Origin of the sequence: Sorangium sp. KYC3313, from assembly GCF_052075895.1 — a bacterium.
Lineage (GTDB): Bacteria > Myxococcota_A > Polyangia > Polyangiales > Polyangiaceae > Sorangium > Sorangium cellulosum_B.
The window spans coordinates 1,169,121-1,186,452 of sequence record NZ_CP197255.1 but is presented as its reverse complement, the minus strand read 5'-3'; the positions used below and the strand labels follow the sequence as shown (position 1 = coordinate 1,186,452).

Sequence of the window (17,332 nt, the reverse complement as noted above, 5' to 3'; positions counted from 1 at the left end):
CACCCACGCGCTGCTTCGCTTCCCCCCCGACGCGGGGTGCGCCCGAGTGCTGCGCTCTGCGTTATCCCACTCCCGGCACCTGACTAGGTGTTGCGTGTCGTGGCGGTGTGCAGAAACATGTCCAGCAAAATGTCCATAAATCAATTGAGCTTGATAGCTGGAGTGGTGTAGATCTGATTGGTACTATGGAATCTGCACGCCAGTTCGCTCTCCTCGCTTGCGTGGCGGTGTCGTTCTCGCAGGCGGCTTGCGTCGCGTCTGCCGAGCTCGAAGGGGACGATGAGGCGGTGGAGGAGGTCCAGCAGGCGGCCATCACGGTCAACGCGCTGACGGTCAACGCGCTGACGGTCAACGCGCTGACGGTCAACGCGCTGACGGTCAACGCGCTGACGGTCAACGCGCTGACGGTCAATTCGCTGATGGGTAGTTCGCTGACGAGAGACGCGCTCCGTACTCCCGAGTCGAGGGAGCTCCTCCGCTTCATCGTGGGCTGCGCGCTCCCCGAGGAGGCCCGCCTCGACGTCAAGATCGATGGGGTGCCCTACAGCTTCGTCGGGGATCTCGGCCTCGCGCCCGAGTGGGGCTCGAAGCGTGGCTCGTGTGATGAAGACTGCCAGGAGTGGGTCTCCGCGTGCCTGCTCGCGCGCGTGAACTACCGGGGCGAACACGTCATGATCTCGCTCCGCGGACAGAACGAAGCGCTCTCGTCCACGAAGCGGGAGCTGGCGAGGTACGACGAGGCGGAGGCGACCTACTTCGGCAACGTCTTCCAGAAGCCGCAGCGCCTCTTCGCCTGCCTCGCGCCGGGCAAGAAGCAGATCCCGCGCGTCTGCGGGCCCTCGATTGACCGGTGCCCGATCGATGTCGTGGGCGAATGTGAGGATGTGTGCGATGGCCCGAGGTCGGACGGCAGCTTCCTGAACTGCCGCGATCGTGAGCCGCTCGACGTTCCGTGCGGCCGCGGCCCCCGCGTCTTTCCGCGCGGCGCCGACCGCTACAAGGCTTCGGTGTCCGTCTTCCTCGAGTAGCATCGGGCGGCGTGGATTCCGGCGCCGTCCTCGCGAACCGCTTCGTCGTCGGGCAGCAGGTTGCGGCCGGGGGGATGGGGACGGTCTATCGCGCGCACGACCGCCTCGACGACCGCCCGGTCGCCCTCAAGGTCCTGCACAGCCGCGAGGCCTTCGACGTCGAGCGGTTCGAGCGCGAGTCGCAGATCCTCGCCGAGCTGAGCCATCCGGGGATCGTGCGGTACGTGACGCACGGGCGGACCGGCGCCGGGGAGCATTACCTCGCCATGGAGTGGCTGGAGGGCGAGGACCTGGCGGCGTGCCTCGCGCGCCGGCAGCTCGCGCTCGCCGAGAGCCTGGCGGTGCTGCGCAGGACCGCAGACGCGCTCGCCTTCGCGCACTCGCGCGGGATCATCCACCGCGACGTCAAGCCGAGCAACATCTTCCTCGTCGCCGGCGACGTCGGCCAGCTCAGGCTCGTCGACTTCGGGATCGCGCGCCCGGACGGGGAGTCTCGGCGGCTCACCTACACGGGCGGGATCCTCGGGACCCCGGGGTACATCGCGCCCGAGCAGATCGAGGGCGGGGGCGCCCTCGACGCGCGGGCGGACGTGTTCTCGCTCGCGTGCGTCTTTTACGAGTGCATCGCAGGCCGCCCGGCCTTCGAGGGGGCGCACGTCATGGCGGCGCTCGCCAAGCTCCTGTTCCAGACGACGCCCCGGCTGCGCGAGGTCCGCGCGGACGTCCCGGAGCCGCTGGAGCGCCTCATGGACCGGATGATGGCGAAGAACCCCGAGGACCGGCCGTGCGACTGCGGCGACGTCGGGGTCGAGCTCGCGCAGATCGCGGAGGTGCTCGACGGCTGGGCGACGCCGCGGCCCGCCACGCTGGCCTCCCCGCGCGACGCGACCATGCGCTCGGCGCGGCCCGACGGCTTCCTCACGCGCAGCGAGCAGCGGCTCGTGTCCCTCGTGCTCGCCGGCGAGCCGGACGACGTGCAGATGAGCGTCGCGGCGGCCGGCGGCGTGCCCAGCGCCTCGGACGTCTCGAGCGTGCTGCAGGAGCTCTCGAGCGAGGGCCCGGGCTCCGCGGTGCCGCGCTCGGAGGTGCGGGCCGCGGTGGAGCCCTACGGCGCCCACATCACGGAGATCTCGCGAGGCTCGCTCATCGCGATCCTCGCCGGCGCCGGGAGCGCCGTGGACCGGGCCGAGCGGGCGGCGCGGTGCGCGCTCGCGCTGCGCGCGCGGTTCCCCGGCATCCCGCTCGCCGTCGCCACGGGGCGCGGGGTGTCGTCGGCGAAGCTCATCGAGGGCGACGTCATCGACCGGGGGGTGCGCGCCCTGCGGGCCGCGCACGCCGGGGCGGTCCGGCTCGACGACGTGACGGCCAGCGTGGTCGGCGGCCGGCTCAAGGTGGAGAGCGACGAGAACGGGCCGTTCCTCGCGACCGAGACGGCGGCCGACGAGAGCGTCCCCGTGCTCCTCGGCAAGCCGAGCGTCTGGGTCGGCCGCATCCGCGAGCTGTCCATGCTGGAGGGCGTGTTCTCCGGGTGCGTGAGCGAGTCGCTGGCGAGCGCGGTGCTCGTGATCGGCGCGGCGGGGTCCGGGAAGTCGCGGCTCCGCCTGGAGTTCCTCACCCGGGTGCGGCGCCAGTTCGGGTCGGTCGAGATCCTCTCCGGGCGGGCCGAGTCGATGGCCGCGGGGTCCCCGTTCGGCCTCATCGCCGACGCGATCCAGAAGGCGGCGGGGATGCGCGAGGGCGAGCCGGTGGAGGCCCGGCGGCGCAAGCTGACGCGCCGGCTCGGGCGCCACCTGAGCGGCGAGGCGCTGAGCCGGATCGCGGCCTTCCTGGGCGAGCTCTCGCGGACGCCGTTCCCCGACGGCGAGACGAGCGGGCTGCGCGCGGCGCGCGACAACGCGATGCTCATGGCCGACGCGACGCGCGCGGCGTGGGAGGACTGGCTCGCCGCCGAGTGCGCGGCGCAGCCGGTGCTGCTCGTGCTCGAGGACCTGCACTTCGGCGATCCGGCGACCGTGCGCCTCATCGATCAGACGCTCCGGAACCTCCGGGACCTGCCGCTCATGCTGCTCGCGCTGGCCCGGCCCGAGGTGAGCAAGCAGTTCCCCGGGCTGTGGACCGACCGGGAGGTGCAGACGATCAAGCTCGGGCCGCTGCCCGCCAAGGCGAGCGAGCGCATGGTGCGGAGCGCGCTCGGCGAGGACACGCCCGCGGAGACGGTGGCCCGGGTCGTGGAGCGGGCCGACGGCAACCCGTTCTACCTGGAGGAGCTCATCCGCGCGGTCGCGACGGGCAAGGGGGACGTGCTGCCCGACTCGGTGCTGGGCACGGTCGAGGCGCGGCTCGACGCCGAGGGGCACGAGGCGAAGCGCGTGCTGCGGGCCGCGAGCATCTTCGGCGACCGCTTCTCGAAGCTCGCGGTGGCCGCGCTGCTCGGCGGCGCGACGCGCGTGAAGGAGACCGAGACGTGGCTCGACGCGCTCGCTGCGCGGGAGCTCATCGCCCCGGTCTCGACGCCGGGGTGGCTCATCCCGACGGACTACGTGTTCCGCCACGCGATCGTGCGCGAGGCCGCGTACGCGATGCTCACGGAGCCGGACCGCGCCCTCGGCCACAAGCTGGCCGGCGAGTGGCTCGAGCGCAGCGGGCACACCGACGCGATGGCGCTCGCGGAGCACTTCCGGCGCGGCGGCGAGCCGGGGCGCGCGGTGCGGTGGTACCGGAGGGCCGCGGAGCAGGCGCTCGAGGCGAACGATCTGGCGAGCGCCCTCGCGCGCGCCGAGATGGGCGTCCAGTGCGGGGCGGCCGACGAGGAGCTCGGGCGGCTGCGGCTCGTGGAGGCCGAGATCGCCCTGTGGCAACAGGAGACGGCGCTCGCCGTGCAGCGCGGCACCGAGGCGGCGAGCCTCGTGCGGACCGGGAGCTCGCCGTGGTTCCGCGCCATCGGGCAGGTGATCATCGCGGAGGGGAAGCTCGGCCACTTCGATCGCGTCGAGGCCTGGGCGACGCGGGCGGCCGAGGCGGCCGGCGCGATCAGCGCGCGGATCATGTGCCTGTGCGAGGCCGCGATGTACCTGATCTTCGGCGGTCGCTACACGGCGGCCGACGCGCTGATCCAGATGCTCGAGGCGGCCGCGAGCGAGCCCGCCGGGCTCGAGCCGCAGGCGGCGGGGCAGTACCAGCAGGCGCGCGCGGTCCGGGCGCACACGAGGGGCGACATCGGGGCCGCGCTGAGCGGGTTCACGGCGGCGAGCGCGGCGTTCGAGCAGGCCGGCGACCGCCGGAACGCCTGCGCGACGCGCTCGAACCTGGGCTTCCTGTACGGCGAGCTCGGCGACTTCGAGGTGGCCGAGTCGGAGCTCCGGACGGCGCTGGCCGGGGCGCAGCGCATGGGCCTCGACGACCTGGAGACGGCCGCGCTCCAGAACCTCGGCTACGTCATCGCCCACCTGGGGCAGCTCGAGGAGGCGAAGCTCCTCGAGCAGCGCGCCGCCGCGGCGTTCCAGCAGCAGGGCGACCGGCGCATGGAGGGCGTGACGCTGACGTACATGGCGAAGATCATGCTCCTGTCGGGCGATCCCGCGGCCGCCGAGCGCGAGGCGCGCGCCGCGGTCGAGGCGCTGGTCGTGGCGCCTCCGCTCCGCGCCGCCGCCGTGGCGGTGCTCTCGCGCGCGCTGCTCGCGCAGGGCCGCCCGGAAGAGGCGCTGCCGGCCGCGCGCGAGGCGTTCGTGCAGCTCGAGGAGGCGGGCTCGCTCGAGGAGGGCGAGTCGCTCGTGCGGCTCGCCTACGCCGAGGCGCTCGCGGCGGCGGGCGCCGCGCGCGAGGCGGCGGAGGCGCTCGCCGTCGCGCGCCAGCACCTGCTCGACCGCGCGGCGAAGATCAGCGACGCGTCCTTCCGGGAGCGGTTCTTGACGTGCGTGCCCGACAACGCGAAGACCCTCGCGCTCGCCGCCGCCGGGTGACATTTCACGGGGCGGCGGCGCGGCCCGCCTACGCCGGCTGCGTCGGCTGATCCAGGGCGGCCTCCGCCGCCTCGCGCTCGGCGATGGCGGCGGCGTGGCGGCGCAGCCGGTCGCCCATCACGTTCGGGATGCGCGCTGAGGCCGCGAGCGCGGCCGAGAGCGCGGCGCGCGCGGCGGCGAGCCGGCCGCGGCGCAGCGCGGTCACCGCGCGGATCTCGAGGACCTCGATGTGCTCCTGGCCCACGGAGCTCTGGGCCGAGCGGTCCACGAGCGCGTCCCACGCGGCGTCGTCCGCGGCGCCCCTGTCCTGCGTGGCCAGATCGATCATGGCGCAGAGCACCTCCTCCGAGGGGACCATCAGCGCGTCGGCCTGGCCCTCGTCGAGGGCGCGCTCCTGCATCCCGCGCATCTGCTCGAACAGCGCGCGCGCCTCGGCCTGCTCGCCGCAAAAGAAGAGGAACCGGGTCTTGAGGAGCAGGGCGACAGGCCGGCACATCCCGCAGAAACGGTGCCGCTCGATCTCGAGCGCGCGATCGATGTGCGGCCCCGCCGCCGCGAGGTCGTCCATGAGGTAGAGGTACTCGCCGAGGTTGTACTCGCCGACCCGCTCCAGCGCGCCCTGGCCGAGGTCGCGCGCGAGCGCGAGCACCCGCTCGAGGTCGGCGATCATCCGGGCCTTGTCGCCGCGGCACGCCCAGAGGAGCGCGCGGTTGTTCGTCACGACGCAGAGGTGCAGCGTGTCGTGGTGCGCCTCGCAGAGCGCGATCGCCCGGCCGAGCGCGTCCTCGGCGTCGTCGAGCCGGCCGAGCCCCTGGAGGACGAAGCCGAGCATGAGCAGCGAGATGACGAGCGTCTCGTACCCTTCGTCGCCGAGCGAGGCGGCCGACGCCGCCGCGCGCTCGAGCGCGGCGGCCGCCTCTTCCTCCCGGCTGAAGCGGTGGAGCGTGCGCCCGGCGCCGAGCGCGAGGCGCGCGGCGAGCGCCGGCGACAGCATGATCTCCTCGGCGAGCACGCCCGCCTCCTCGACGCGCTCCTCGGAGCTCTTGAACTCGTCCATCCAGTCGAGCGCCGTGGCCTCGTCGAGCAGGATGTCGATCTGCGCCGGGACGTCGCCGCGCGCCCGCGCGATGGCCCGCGCGCTGGCGAAATCGGCGAGCGCGTCGTGGTAGCGGCCCAGGCGGTAGCGCATGAGGCCGCGGCCCCGGTGCGCGGCCGCGCGGTCGGGGCGCACCCCGCCCGGCGCGCGGCGGCTGGGCGGGCCTCCGCCCGGCGCCGTCGGCTCGATCGGCTGCTCCAGGGCGCGGCTGTAGAGCGTCTCCGCGTCGAGGTAGGCGTGCCGGGCGCGCGCGCGCTCCGCGAGGGTGAGGTAGGCGATCTCCGCGATCTCGCCGAGGCCCGCCTGGGCGGCGTGGTACGCGAACGGGATGAGGCGCTCGTTCTTGAGGTGCGGCGCGTCGCGCTCGCCGGCCTCGTCGCTCGCGGCGTCGCGGTGCACCTTGAAGGCCGCGAGGTGGACGCGCCGGCGGAGCGGCTCGGGCGCGGCGCGGGCCACCGCCTCGCGGACCAGCGCGTGGCGGAAGCCGATCCGGCCTCGCCGGTCCTGGACGAGGAGGCCCGCGGCGATCAGGCGCTTCACGGCGACCGCGGCGTCGAGCGGCAGGTCGTCGGCCTCGCCGTGCTCGTCGAGCCGGTGGAGCACGCCGGCCGCCTCGGCGACCGCGACGTCGGGGCCGAGCAGCGCGATGAGCCGCGCGTGCGCCTGCAGCGCGGGCGGGAGCGCGTCGATCTCGCCGAGGGCCAGCCAGTCGAGGAGCGGCATGTCGGGGAGCCGATCCAGCTCGTCGGTGGCGAGGTACCACGCGTCGCCCCGCGGGTGCCGGCGCACGACGCCCCCGCGCTTGAGGCCGCGCACGAGCTCGATGAGCAGGAGCGGGACGCCCTGCGCGCGCTCGACGAGGTGCGCGACCGCGGGCTCGGGCACGTCCTCCGCGGGCAGGAGCAGCCGCCGGCACAGGGCGATCGCGCTCTCGCGATCGAGCGCCTCGAGGCGGTAGGTCTCGTGGCGCGCGGCGCGCTCGCCGAAGGAGGGGCGCGCGCTCTCGAAGCTCGGCCGCCCGAACGCGCAGATGAAGAGCGGCGCCTGCGCCTCGGCGAGCGCCGCGTACTCGAGCGCGGCGAGCGCCGCGTCGTCGGCCACGTGCGCGTCGTCGAGCACCACGAAGAGCGGCGTCCGGCGCGAGCGCCGGCGGAGGGCCTCGCCGGCGGCCACGGAGAGCGCGGCGCGGAGCGCGCCGGGCGCCGCGGAGAGCGCGCGGAGCTCCGGGTAGCGCTCCTCGGCGAGCGGGTCGTCGCTGATCCAGCCGAGCGCGAGCGCCACGGCGGCCCCGAGCCGCGCCTGCTGCGCGCCCGCGAGGCGGCGCCGGAGGAGCGCGCTGCCGCCGTCCGCCGGAGGGGACGAGGGCAGCGCGAGCGCCCGCTGCAGGATCTCCCGGACGACGCGATCGGCCCCGCCCGCGACCGGCTCGCCGGTCCGGAGCTCGATCACCTCGGCGCGCCCCTCGAGCGCGCGCAGCCGCTGCGCGAGCGCGCCGGCGAGGCGGCTCTTGCCGTGGCCGGCCACGCCGATGACGCTGGCGATGGTGGGCGTCGCGGTCGCCACGGCGTCGCGCGCGCCCGCGACCAGCGCGTCGAGCACGTCGTTCCGGCCGAACAGCGGCTGGGAGCTCGAGTCGAACGCGGTGTCGGCGTCGGGCAGGGCGGCGGCCAGCATGGGCCGGGCGGAGGCCGGTCCTGGCGGGGGGAGGCCGTCGCCCGGGGTCTGGGAGGCGTCGTCGCCGAGCGCCGCCGCGGCCGCCGGCGACAGGGCGAGGCCCGGAGGGCCGCCCGCCGCGAGCCGATCCTCCCGGTGGAAGAGCGGGCTCAGGAACCGCCGCGTGCCGTCGGGCCGCGGCTGGACGGACACGGTCGCGAGGTCGAGCAGCCCGCGGGAGAGGACGCGCTGCTGCTCGAGCTCGCGGCCGGCGTGCGCCGCGCGGCGCAGCGGGCTCGCGCCGTCCGCGTGATCGAAGACGGCGACGAAGCGGCCGCCCGCGGCGTGGGCGAGCTCGCCGCCCAGCGCGCTGAGCCTCCGCTGGAGGGCCACGACGTCGAGCTTGGCCTCGAAGAAGAGGAGCGCGACGGCGCGTCGCTCGACGCTGCGGGCGCTCGGCGGCGGCGGATCGGTGGTGGGGCGCCGGAGGTGCCCCGGGCGGCGCTCGTGGCCGCGCTCGAAGCTCTCCAGGGCGGCGCCGAGCGCCGCGGCGCTCGCGAAGCGCTGGCCCCTGTCCTTCGCGAGGCACCGGAGCACGATCTCCTCGAGCGAGCGCGAGATCGGCGCGATCGACGAGGGCCGCGGGGGGCGGCGGCTGAGGTGGTCCTGCCGCACCAGGGCGGGGGGTCCCCAGAAGGGCGGCTTGCCGGTGAGCAGCTCGAACAGCACGGCGCCGAGGGCGTACACGTCCGCGCGCGCGTCGACGTCGCCGCGGCCGTCGCACTGCTCGGGGGCCATGTACTCGGCGGTGCCGGGCGCGTCGCTCTCGGCGGTGAGGCCGGGCGACGGCTCGCGGCTCCCCGCGGCGAGGCCGAGATCGATGATGGTGGCGCGGTGCCCGCCGTCCCCGGCGCGCGCGGCGAGCGGCGCGCCGTAGACGAAGATGTTCTCCGGCTTGACGTCGCGGTGCACGTAGCCGCGCGCGTGGATCGCCTCGAGGGCCCGGAGCGCGGCGCGCGCGAGGGCGCACGCCTCGCGCGCCGGCATCGGCCCGGCGACCCCGCGCGCCACGAGGCGGTCGGCGAGCGTGGGGCCGTCGAGGTACTCCATGACGAAGTACGGCGCGCCCGAGGCGAGCTGGCCGCACCCGTAGACGGCGGGCACGTGGGGCGGGCCGACGTCGTAGAGGGCCCGCATCTCCTTGACGAGGCGCGCGCTCGCGTCCGGCTGGCCGGCGCGCGCGACCTTGATCGCCACGGTCGGGCCGCCCTCCTCGGGCTCGGCCGAGAACACGGCCCCGAACCCGCCTGCGCCGGCGAGCCGGACGCCCCGGTAGCCTTCGATGCTGGGCAGCGCGGTCGCGCTCAGCCAGCTGCCGCTGGGCTCGTCCGCGCCGCCGGGCGCGCCGGGCTCCGGGCTGGCCTGCCGCACCACGGGGCCGTGCTCCGGGCACCCCGGATCCGCGTGCGCGACGCGCCGGCCGCACTCCTTGCACCGCGCGGTGGGCGCCCCGGAGCGAGCCGCGCTTCCGCCTCGACGAGCATCGGGCAACATGGGGGCCTCATGGCAGGAACGTCGTAATCACCGCGGGCCACGACTCGCCTCGATCGTCGGTGCAGCTCGGGCGATAGCCGTCGGCCGCGCTGGGCGCGTCACACGCGAGATCGCATGAGCCCACGATGTGAATGTTCGGGCATTCTCGGACGCCCCCTCCGGGCTCGGGGAGCCCCGCGGCGCAGTCCCTGCTGAGGGCCCGAGAGCGCTCCACGTTGGATTCGTTGTAGCAGGCATAGAGGCGGGGCGGGGTCGCGAACAGATCGCCCCAGAACGCGCCTTCCTCCATCGGATACGACTCGACCTCGCTCGCGTCGGGGTGCCTGAGGGCGAGGTGCGCCGCGCGCGACGAGATCATCACGGAGACGCCGGCCCGGTTGGCGCGCGACGCCACGCAGGCCGAGACCCACCGCTCCCGGGACTCGCTCAGCGGCGCGATGGCCCAGCTCGCCGCGAGCCCGAGGTAACCCGGGTAGACCTCCTCGCGCAGCTCGCCGAGCTCGTCGCGCCACGAGAACCTGAACGACTGCGACGGGGTCAGCGCGCAGCCGACGATGTATTGCAGGAGCTGCCTGGACATCGCGCCGAGCTCCCCGGGGCGGGTGATGGAGGCGCGGACCGCCGCCGAGAGGGCGTTCGAGGCGAGTCTGTTCGGGGCGAGCGCAATCGGGTTGAGGGCGTTCGGGTTGAGGGCGTTCGGGTTGAGCGCGTTGTGATTCACGAGCGCACTTGAGACCTCGTCGACCGACCCCCACTCCGCTGGAAATCCGTCGCTGCCACCGCAGCACGGCACTGAAGCCAACAGAAACGTGTGCGCGCACAGCGCTCGAATTCGCCTCTTCATCTGTCCCCCTCCCCGCCCGTTCTGCTAGCAGATGGAATAGGCTACCGTAAGGATAACGATGGATTTACTGTACCACTTGGCGAAGCGGCGTGTAGCGCCAACCCGGCCGTCTGGCGCGGAGAAAATCCTAGCTCGGGTGAGCCCTTAGTCGCATCGGGGGGGGTATGACGATGGATGCTTTGGCGACACGAGATAACGAGACACGGGCGTTTTCACTGGAGGAGAGGTCCTTTTCCCGAGGCGAGCTGCAGTGCGGCACGCGGGCGGGTGAGTACGGCGTTGTGTCGCCCATCGCCCGGGGCGGATGCGGGGCCGTGTACGAGGCAATTCACCTCCGGACCGGCGCGCGCGTGGCGATGAAGGTGCTCCACGGGACGCTCGCCGCGTCGCCGAAGATGGTGAAGCGCTTTCTGCGCGAGATCGAGGTGGTGCGGCTGCTCAATCACCCGGGGATCGTCGAGATTCACGACGCCGGCGAGCTCGCGGACGGCCGGCCATTTTATGTGATGGAGCACCTCGACGGGGTGACGCTCGACGTGCTCCTCCGGCAGGAGGGGCGGCTCTCGCCGGAGCAGGCGCTCGAGCTGCTCGAGCCGGTCTGCTCGGCGCTCGACGCGGCGCACGCGGCCGGGATCATCCATCGCGACGTGAAGGGCAGCAACATCTTCGTCTCGCGGGGCGCCCCGCGGGCGGTCAAGCTCCTCGATTTCGGGATCGCCAAGCTGATGGAGCCGGACGAGGGGGCGAGCGGCTTCACCACGGCGGGGAGGGCGCCTGGCACGCTCACGATCATGGCGCCCGAGCAGATCCTCGGCGGCGTGCTCGACGCGCGCGTGGACGTGTATGCGCTCGGCGTCCTCTTGCACAGGCTCCTCACGGGCAAGCTCCCGTTCTACTCGCCGGACGCGACCGAGCTGCTCCGACAGCACCTGGAGGAGCCCGCGCCGCGCCCGAGCCGGCGGACCCCGCTGCCGCCCGCGCTCGACGCGGTGGTGCTGCGCTGCATGGAGAAGCAGCCGGAGCACCGCTATCCTTCGGTGAAGAGCTTCCTCTACACGCTGCGCGAGGCGGTCGGCGAGCCGACGTCGGGGCGGAGCAGCATGCCGGAGCTCCAGACCGACGCGATCGCGATCTACCTCGATCTCCGGGTGCGCACCGACGCCGACGATCTCGACGACGCGCTCGCCGAGGAGCTCGGCCTCGTGCTCGACCTCGCGGAGGAGCGCCTCCGGGACGCCGGGCTCACGCTGGTCTCCGTGACCGGCAGCGAGATCCTCGCCGTGCGCCTCCTCTCCAGCGAGCTGCGCGAGTCGCTGCTGGAGCGCGCGGCGGTGATCGAGATCGCCGCCTCGCTCCACGAGGAGATCGCGCTGAGGAGCGGCCCGGACACGCGCGTTCACACGAACCTGTGCCTGCACGCCGCGCAGGTCGTGGTGCGCTCGGCGATCCATCCGGAGATCATCGGCGGCGACCTGGCCCGGGTCGGGGCGTGGGCGCCCGTCGACGCGGTGCACGCGCTCTGCGCGACGGAGGCGGCGGTCCGCGGGATCGGCGGACTCGAGCTCTCCGCGGGGCCTCCCGGGCTCCTGCTGATCGGCGAGCTCTCCGGGCACTGCTCCTCGCCGGCGCCGACGCTGCGGTGCCGCGCGCTCTGACGCGGAGGGCGCGCGGCCAGCGCCGGAGATGCGCGCGCCGCGCCCCCGCGACGCGCGATGTCAGGTCGGCGACGGGCGCGCGCTCGGCGTGGACCCCATGGCCGACTCGGGAGCTCCCGGAGTCGATATGACGACGCAAAAACGAGCGAGGGGCGATTGCCGCTCGATGATAGGTGCCATTATAAGGGCCGCCCGCGGGTCGCTCGGCCTCGCGCCCGCGCCTCGCCGCTCCGGAAAGCTCTCATGTCCATACGCCTCCAGCAAGCACTCCAGACCCTCCTCGATTCCGCCCCTCTCCTTCGCGACGCATCGAGCAGCGGTAACGTCCGTGTGCTCGCCTCGCTCCTCGGGCCCGCCTTCCGCGGCTTCGTCCAGCGGCGGGGCAAGGGCGTGGTCTCGACCGATATCTCGGTTGGATACGAGGCCAGCTTTAACTGGAGTTACGGGCGGGACGACCCCGACATGGCGAGGCTCTACCACCTCGCCAAGACGTCCCAGTGGGACGCTGCGACAGACCTCGACTGGTCGCGGAGCGTCGACTGGCTCGACCCGGCAACGCCGCTCTTGCCCGACAGCTGGATGCCGCCGTCCAAGCTGCCCGCCTGGGGCAGGCTCTCCGAGCGGGAGCGCGCGACGCAGCGCCACGGGCTGCTCTCCTGGATGCTGAGCCAGTTCCTGCACGGCGAGCAGGGCGCCTTGTTCGCGGCTTCGCAGATCACGGAGTGCGTGCCGTCGCTCGACGCGAAGCTCTACGGGAGCACGCAGGTCGCCGACGAGGGGCGCCACGTCGAGGTGTTCCACGCCTACCTGACGCAGAAGCTGGAGAAGCTCTACGAGATCAACGACAACCTCTATGTCGTCATCGACGCGATCATGAGCGACGGCCGGTGGGACATGAAGTTCCTCGGCATGCAGATCATGATCGAGGGCCTGGCGCTCGGCGCGTTCGGCTCGATTCGACAGATGACGAGCGAGCCGCTCCTCAAGGACGTCCTCCGGTCGGTGATCACCGACGAGGCGCGCCACGTCCACTACGGGGTGCTCGCGCTGAGCAGGTTTTACCGCGAGGGCATCGACGAGCGGGCGCGGAGGGAGCGTGAGGACTGGGCGTTCGACCTGTCGGTGCTCCTGCGCAACCGCTTCCTGGCGCACGAGTTCTATGACGAGTTCTACGCTCACCGCATGACGCGCTGCGCGTGGGACGAGCTCATGCTCCAGAGCGACCTGATGGGGTTCTTCCGCCGGACGATGTTCAGGCGGATCGTGCCGAACCTGAAGCGGATCGGCCTGCTGTCCCCGCGGATGCGGCCGCGCTACGCCTCGCTCGGCCTGCTCGAGTACGAGCACGGGCGGGCGGCCAGCGAGCTGACCGCCAAGGAGCTGCTCGACGACGCGTGAGGCGAGGGCGCCCGGGGGCGTCCGGGGGCGAAAGAGGCGGACGCCCGCGCCGGCCCCGGGGGGAGATCAGCAGGTGGACCGGGCGCAGGCCGAGAGCTCGACGCCGCACCGCCTCTGGATGCAGGCGAAGTCGCCGTTGCAGGCGGCGAGCGACCTGAAGGCGCACGAGAGGACCTGATCGGCGAAAAACTGAGCGTTGGGGCAGCCCCGCGAGACGCAGCTGGAGACGCACGCGACGCTGAACTCCGGCGGCATCCGCTCCCTGTCGATGCACCGGGCGGCGCAGGTGACCACCTCCTGGCAGTCCATGGGCTCGCACACGCCGCAGTCCTGGGGGCAGATGCCGCAGGTCTCGAAGCTCTCGCAGACGCCGTTCGAGCACACCGAGCACACGCCGCAGTCGCGCCGGCAGGACGCGCACGTCTCCGTCCCCGAGCAGATGCCGTCGCCGCACGTGGCGCAGGCGCCGCAGTCGTCCGGGCAAGAGAAGCAGCTCTCCAGCCCGGTGTTGCACACGCCGTTGCCGCAGGCCTCGCAGACGCCGCAGTCGGGGGCGCACGAGCGGCAGTCCTCCCGCGGCGAGCAGACGCCGTCGCCGCAGCCCTGGCAGACGCCGCAGTCGCCCGGGCACGTCGCGCACGTCTCGGCGCCGCTGCACACGCCGTCGCCGCAGTTCGGACACACCCCGCAGTCGCCCGGGCACGTCGAGCACGACTCGCTCGCCGGATCGCAGGCGGCGTCGCCGCAGCGCGGGCAGAGGCCGCAGTCCTCGGCGCAGCTGCCGCAGTCCTCTGCGCCGTTGCAGGCGCCGTCGCCGCACCCCCCGCACGGGCCGCAGTCGCTCGCGCACGTCGCGCACGTCTCTGTCCCCGAGCAGGCGCCGTCGCCGCACCCCTGGCCCTGGCACGGGCCGCAGTCGGAAGCGCAGGAGCGGCAGTCCTCCGCGCCGTTGCAGGCGCCGTCGCCGCACGCCGAGGGCTCGGCGCCGGACGAGCTGTCGTACTCCCACGTCTCGGTGCGGCCGCAGCCCGCCCCGAGCGAGGCCCCCGCGAGGGCGACGAGCGCAGACCAGGCGAAGGCGCGCGAGGAGAGGAAGCCAGGGCGATGCCGCCCGGACCGCAGCAGGAAGCTCAGCCGGCTTGTGGTACCCATACGATCAGCCCCGGGGACACGAGAGGTCGGGTCGTCAGAAGGAGCGGGACCGGCTCGCGGGCTGCAGGGGCGCCGCGATGAGCCGTCCACGGGAACGCGCGCGGACGGAACATACATGGAGACGGCCCGCGGATGGCGCCAAAGCACAGGCGCGCCGGCGCCGCGGGCGCATGCCGGACGAGGGGCACAAAATAAAAGAGGGCGGCGCCTCCGGAGAGGCGTCGCCCAAAGCGCTCCGCGGTGCGCGCTTCACCCAGGAAGCGGCGTGCCGCGCAGAGAGCTCACTTGGGGGCGTCGGCCGGCGCCGCCGCCGGGTCGGCCGCGGGGGCCGCCGCCGGGTCGGCCGCGGGGGCCGCCGCCGGGTCGGCCGCCGGCGCCGCCGCCGGGTCAGCCGCCGGAGCCGCGCCCGGGTCGGTCGGGGCCGGGGCGCTGCCGCCGCAGGCGACGACGAGGGACGAGACGGCGGCGAGCGCAAGAACGAGCTTCTTCATGGGAATCCTCCGAAAAAGAGGGCGGTCAGGCCACCCTCACAACCAAACAGGCGTGTGAGCCGCACGCAAATCCGGCGGCCACCACCCAGACGCCGCGGGGGGCCAGAACGGCTCACAGTTTTTTCGATGAGCCGCCCGGGCCCGACCAGGCGTCTTAGAAAAGTGTGGGAAGCTCGGGGCGCTCCTGATGCCGCTCTGGACAGGAGCCCAGGGCGCGGCGCTCCGCCCGGGCCGCTGCCGCGCCTCCCGCGAGGGCATCGCGATCACCGTCTGCTGTACATTTCCAGTCATGTCCCCTGGTACGAACGCATGGCTCTGAGACCTCAGCGAGGGCGCTTGCGCCTTGTCGAACCGGTCGCCCCGGCTGCCCCGGCCGCGGAGGCCCAGGAGGGCATGGGCGACGCCGGGTCCGCGTTCGCTCCGGAGGAGCGCGGCCGCGGCGATGGCCGGTTCGGGGGGGCGCGCGCGCGGGACCGGCGGTCCTCCGCCGCGGCCGGGCCGGCCGAGCGCGGCGCGGGCCTCGCGGAGCTGCCGGACGCGCAGCTCGTGGTGCTCGGCGCCCGCGGGGACGTGGGCGCGCTCGAGCAGCTCTACCGGCGGCACGCCGCCTTCGCCATCCACCTCGCGACGCGCATCGAGGGCTCCGCGCGCGACGTGGAGGACATCGCCCACGACGCGTTCCTCCGCGCCTTCGAGCGCCTCGACGATCTCGTGGATCCCGCCGCGTTCCGCGCCTGGCTCGGGTCGATCATCGTCCACAAGGTCCGCTCGCGGATGCGGCGCGCGCGGCTGCTCGGCGTGCTCGGGATGGGCAAGTCGAGCGAGCCGGTCGATCTCGACGCGCTGGCGAGCCCGGCCGCGTCGCCCCACGCGCGCGCGCAGATCGCGCAGATCTACGCCCTGCTCCAGACGTTGCCGGCGGACGACCGGATCGCGTGGATCCTCCGCGCGGTGGAGGGGCACGATCTCGAGACGGTCGCGCAGATGACGGACTGCTCGCTCGCGACCGTCAAGCGGCGGATTTCGCGGGCGCAGCAGTTCCTCGACGGTCACTTTGTAGACTCAACCAGCAACGAGGTCTCATCATGAGCCGGCGAGGGCTACCCAGGATCGCCCCGGCAGATCTGCGCGACCACGCGACCGAGGAGCGGATCGCGCGCGTCTGGGACCGCATCGAGCACGACCTCGGGGCGCGCGAGCGCTCGTCGCCGCGGCGCGCGGGCATGGCCGCGATGCTCGCGGCGGCGACGTTCGCGGCGTTCGGCGGCGGCCTGTGGCTCGGCAAGGCGATCTGGAGCGACGAGCGCGCGGCGCCCGCGCCCACCGCCGTGGCGCCGGCCGACGACGCGCCGTCGCTGGTCGACGTGTTCGCCGCGGGCTCGCAGGGGCGCACCTTCCAGCTGCCGGGCGGCGGGAGGATCTCGCTGACGGCGGGCACGACCGTCGAGGTCGAGCAGGCGGACGGCGGCGCGCTGACGCTGCGGCTCGTGCAGGGCGAGGCGTGGCTCGACACCGTGAGCGGGACGCGCACGGCGGCGCTCGCGATCGTCGCCGGCGAGGCCCGCCTCGCGGCGGCGGCGGGCAGCGTGCTGCGCGTGAAGCACAACGTCGACGCGATCGACGTCAACGTCGCGGATGGCTCGGTCAAGCTCACGTCGCCGGCCGGCTCGCGGGAGCTCGGGCGCGGCGACGCCGAGGAGGGCGTGCCGATCCGGCAGCGGATCGCGGTCGTGGCGCCGCCGGAGCCCCGGCGCGCCCGCGCCTCGTCGCTCCCGCGCTCGAGCGCGGAGGTGGCGCCGATCGAGCCGCCGGCGGCCGCCGCGCCGGCCGCCTCCGCCTCCGCCTCCGCGCCGGACTGGCGCGCGCGGTACAACGCGGGCAACGCCGCCGAGGCGCTGCAGAGCCTGCAGCAGCAGAGCGGCGGCATCGACGGCGCCATCGCCTCCGCGAAGACGGCGAGGGAGCTGATGGACCTCAGCGACCTCCTGCGCGGGAAGGGCGGCGATCGCGCCGCGGCGATGCGCGCGTTCGCGCGCGTGGTCGAGGGCTTCCCGAGCGACGCGAACGCGCCGATCGCGGCCTACAAGCTCGGCGACATGCACGCGAGCATGGGCGAGCAGGCGCTGGCGGCGAGGTACTACGAGCAGGCGCGCTCGCTGTCGCCCGAGGGCAACCTCGCGGAGGACTCGTTCTGCAAGCGCATCCGCGCCGAGGTGGTCGCCGGCCACAAGGACGAGGCCTCTCAGATGGCCAGGGAGTATGTGGCCAAGTACCCGGACGGCCGGTGCGAGGACGTCCAGCGGATCGTCTCCGGCGAGTCCGGCGAGGAGCCGGCCGAGGAAGAGGAGCACGCCGCCCCGCCGCCCCAGCCTCCGCCGGCCCCGGACGCGAGCCCGACGCCGTAGAGCGGGGTGCGCCCGTCCTCGTCGATCGCGCTCCGCCGAGCGCGGTGGACATGCTTGACACCCCCGGCGGTTCTGCGCTTGCTTGGTCGCTCGCCGC

At 74.0% G+C, this 17,332-nt stretch carries 10 protein-coding genes; 6 read left to right on the top strand and 4 right to left on the bottom strand.

The genetic code is table 11. The annotated features are described in order from the left end of the window. Positions 1-185 precede the first annotated feature (185 nt). Entirely contained in the window at positions 186-1,028 is an 843-nt protein-coding gene (locus tag ACSRUE_RS04660; protein ID WP_441289972.1) for a hypothetical protein, read from the top strand. 11 nt (positions 1,029-1,039) lie between these two features. Next, a complete protein-coding gene (locus tag ACSRUE_RS04655; protein ID WP_441289971.1) occupies positions 1,040-4,987 on the top strand; it encodes a serine/threonine-protein kinase in 3,948 nt (1,315 codons plus the stop codon). Positions 4,988-5,015: 28 nt separating this feature from the next. Here the strand turns inward: ACSRUE_RS04655 and ACSRUE_RS04650 are convergent, their stop codons facing one another. Next, a complete protein-coding gene (locus tag ACSRUE_RS04650) occupies positions 5,016-9,290 on the bottom strand; it encodes a serine/threonine-protein kinase (RefSeq protein WP_441289970.1) in 4,275 nt (1,424 codons plus the stop codon). Between the two features lie 7 nt (positions 9,291-9,297). Next, complete coding sequence (locus tag ACSRUE_RS04645; protein ID WP_441289969.1) at positions 9,298-10,011, bottom strand: hypothetical protein; 714 nt, start codon at positions 10,009-10,011, stop codon at positions 9,298-9,300. A 437-nt stretch (positions 10,012-10,448) separates the two neighbouring features. On the opposite strand from ACSRUE_RS04645, the gene ACSRUE_RS04640 reads away from it, so the two are divergent. Further along, on the top strand, positions 10,449-11,789 hold the full coding sequence (locus ACSRUE_RS04640) for a serine/threonine-protein kinase (RefSeq protein ID WP_441289968.1): 1,341 nt from the start codon (positions 10,449-10,451) through the stop codon (positions 11,787-11,789). A 243-nt stretch (positions 11,790-12,032) separates the two neighbouring features. After that, positions 12,033-13,187 carry a ferritin-like domain-containing protein gene (locus ACSRUE_RS04635; RefSeq protein WP_437762843.1) on the top strand — a complete coding sequence of 385 codons (1,155 nt, stop codon included), beginning with the start codon at positions 12,033-12,035 and terminating at the stop codon, positions 13,185-13,187. Between the two features lie 66 nt (positions 13,188-13,253). On the opposite strand, the gene ACSRUE_RS04630 is transcribed toward ACSRUE_RS04635, so the two are convergent. Further along, positions 13,254-14,339, bottom strand: coding sequence for a hypothetical protein (locus tag ACSRUE_RS04630; protein ID WP_441289967.1), 1,086 nt, complete (start codon positions 14,337-14,339; stop codon positions 13,254-13,256). Positions 14,340-14,620: 281 nt separating this feature from the next. After that, complete coding sequence (locus ACSRUE_RS04625; protein ID WP_044967283.1) at positions 14,621-14,830, bottom strand: hypothetical protein; 210 nt, start codon at positions 14,828-14,830, stop codon at positions 14,621-14,623. A 336-nt stretch (positions 14,831-15,166) separates the two neighbouring features. Here ACSRUE_RS04625 and ACSRUE_RS04620 point away from each other — a divergent pair, with 336 nt between their 5' ends. Both ACSRUE_RS04620 and ACSRUE_RS04615 read left to right on the top strand, forming a co-directional pair. Further along, positions 15,167-15,919, top strand: coding sequence for an RNA polymerase sigma factor (locus ACSRUE_RS04620; protein ID WP_441289966.1), 753 nt, complete (start codon positions 15,167-15,169; stop codon positions 15,917-15,919). Next, the gene (locus ACSRUE_RS04615; protein ID WP_441289965.1) at positions 15,916-17,235 is read left to right on the top strand and encodes a FecR domain-containing protein; all 1,320 of its coding nucleotides are present in this window, start codon (positions 15,916-15,918) and stop codon (positions 17,233-17,235) included. The genes ACSRUE_RS04620 and ACSRUE_RS04615 overlap by 4 nt, the downstream gene beginning before the upstream one ends. Positions 17,236-17,332 lie beyond the last annotated feature (97 nt).

Coding starts and splice junctions, on each gene's coding strand:
- ACSRUE_RS04635 (WP_437762843.1), top strand. CDS start 12,033: ATGTCCATACGCCTCCAGCAAGCACTCCAGACCCTCCTCGATTCCGCC.
- ACSRUE_RS04660 (WP_441289972.1), top strand. CDS start 186: ATGGAATCTGCACGCCAGTTCGCTCTCCTCGCTTGCGTGGCGGTGTCG.
- ACSRUE_RS04650 (WP_441289970.1), bottom strand. CDS start 9,290: ATGTTGCCCGATGCTCGTCGAGGCGGAAGCGCGGCTCGCTCCGGGGCG.
- ACSRUE_RS04625 (WP_044967283.1), bottom strand. CDS start 14,830: ATGAAGAAGCTCGTTCTTGCGCTCGCCGCCGTCTCGTCCCTCGTCGTC.
- ACSRUE_RS04630 (WP_441289967.1), bottom strand. CDS start 14,339: ATGGGTACCACAAGCCGGCTGAGCTTCCTGCTGCGGTCCGGGCGGCAT.
- ACSRUE_RS04615 (WP_441289965.1), top strand. CDS start 15,916: ATGAGCCGGCGAGGGCTACCCAGGATCGCCCCGGCAGATCTGCGCGAC.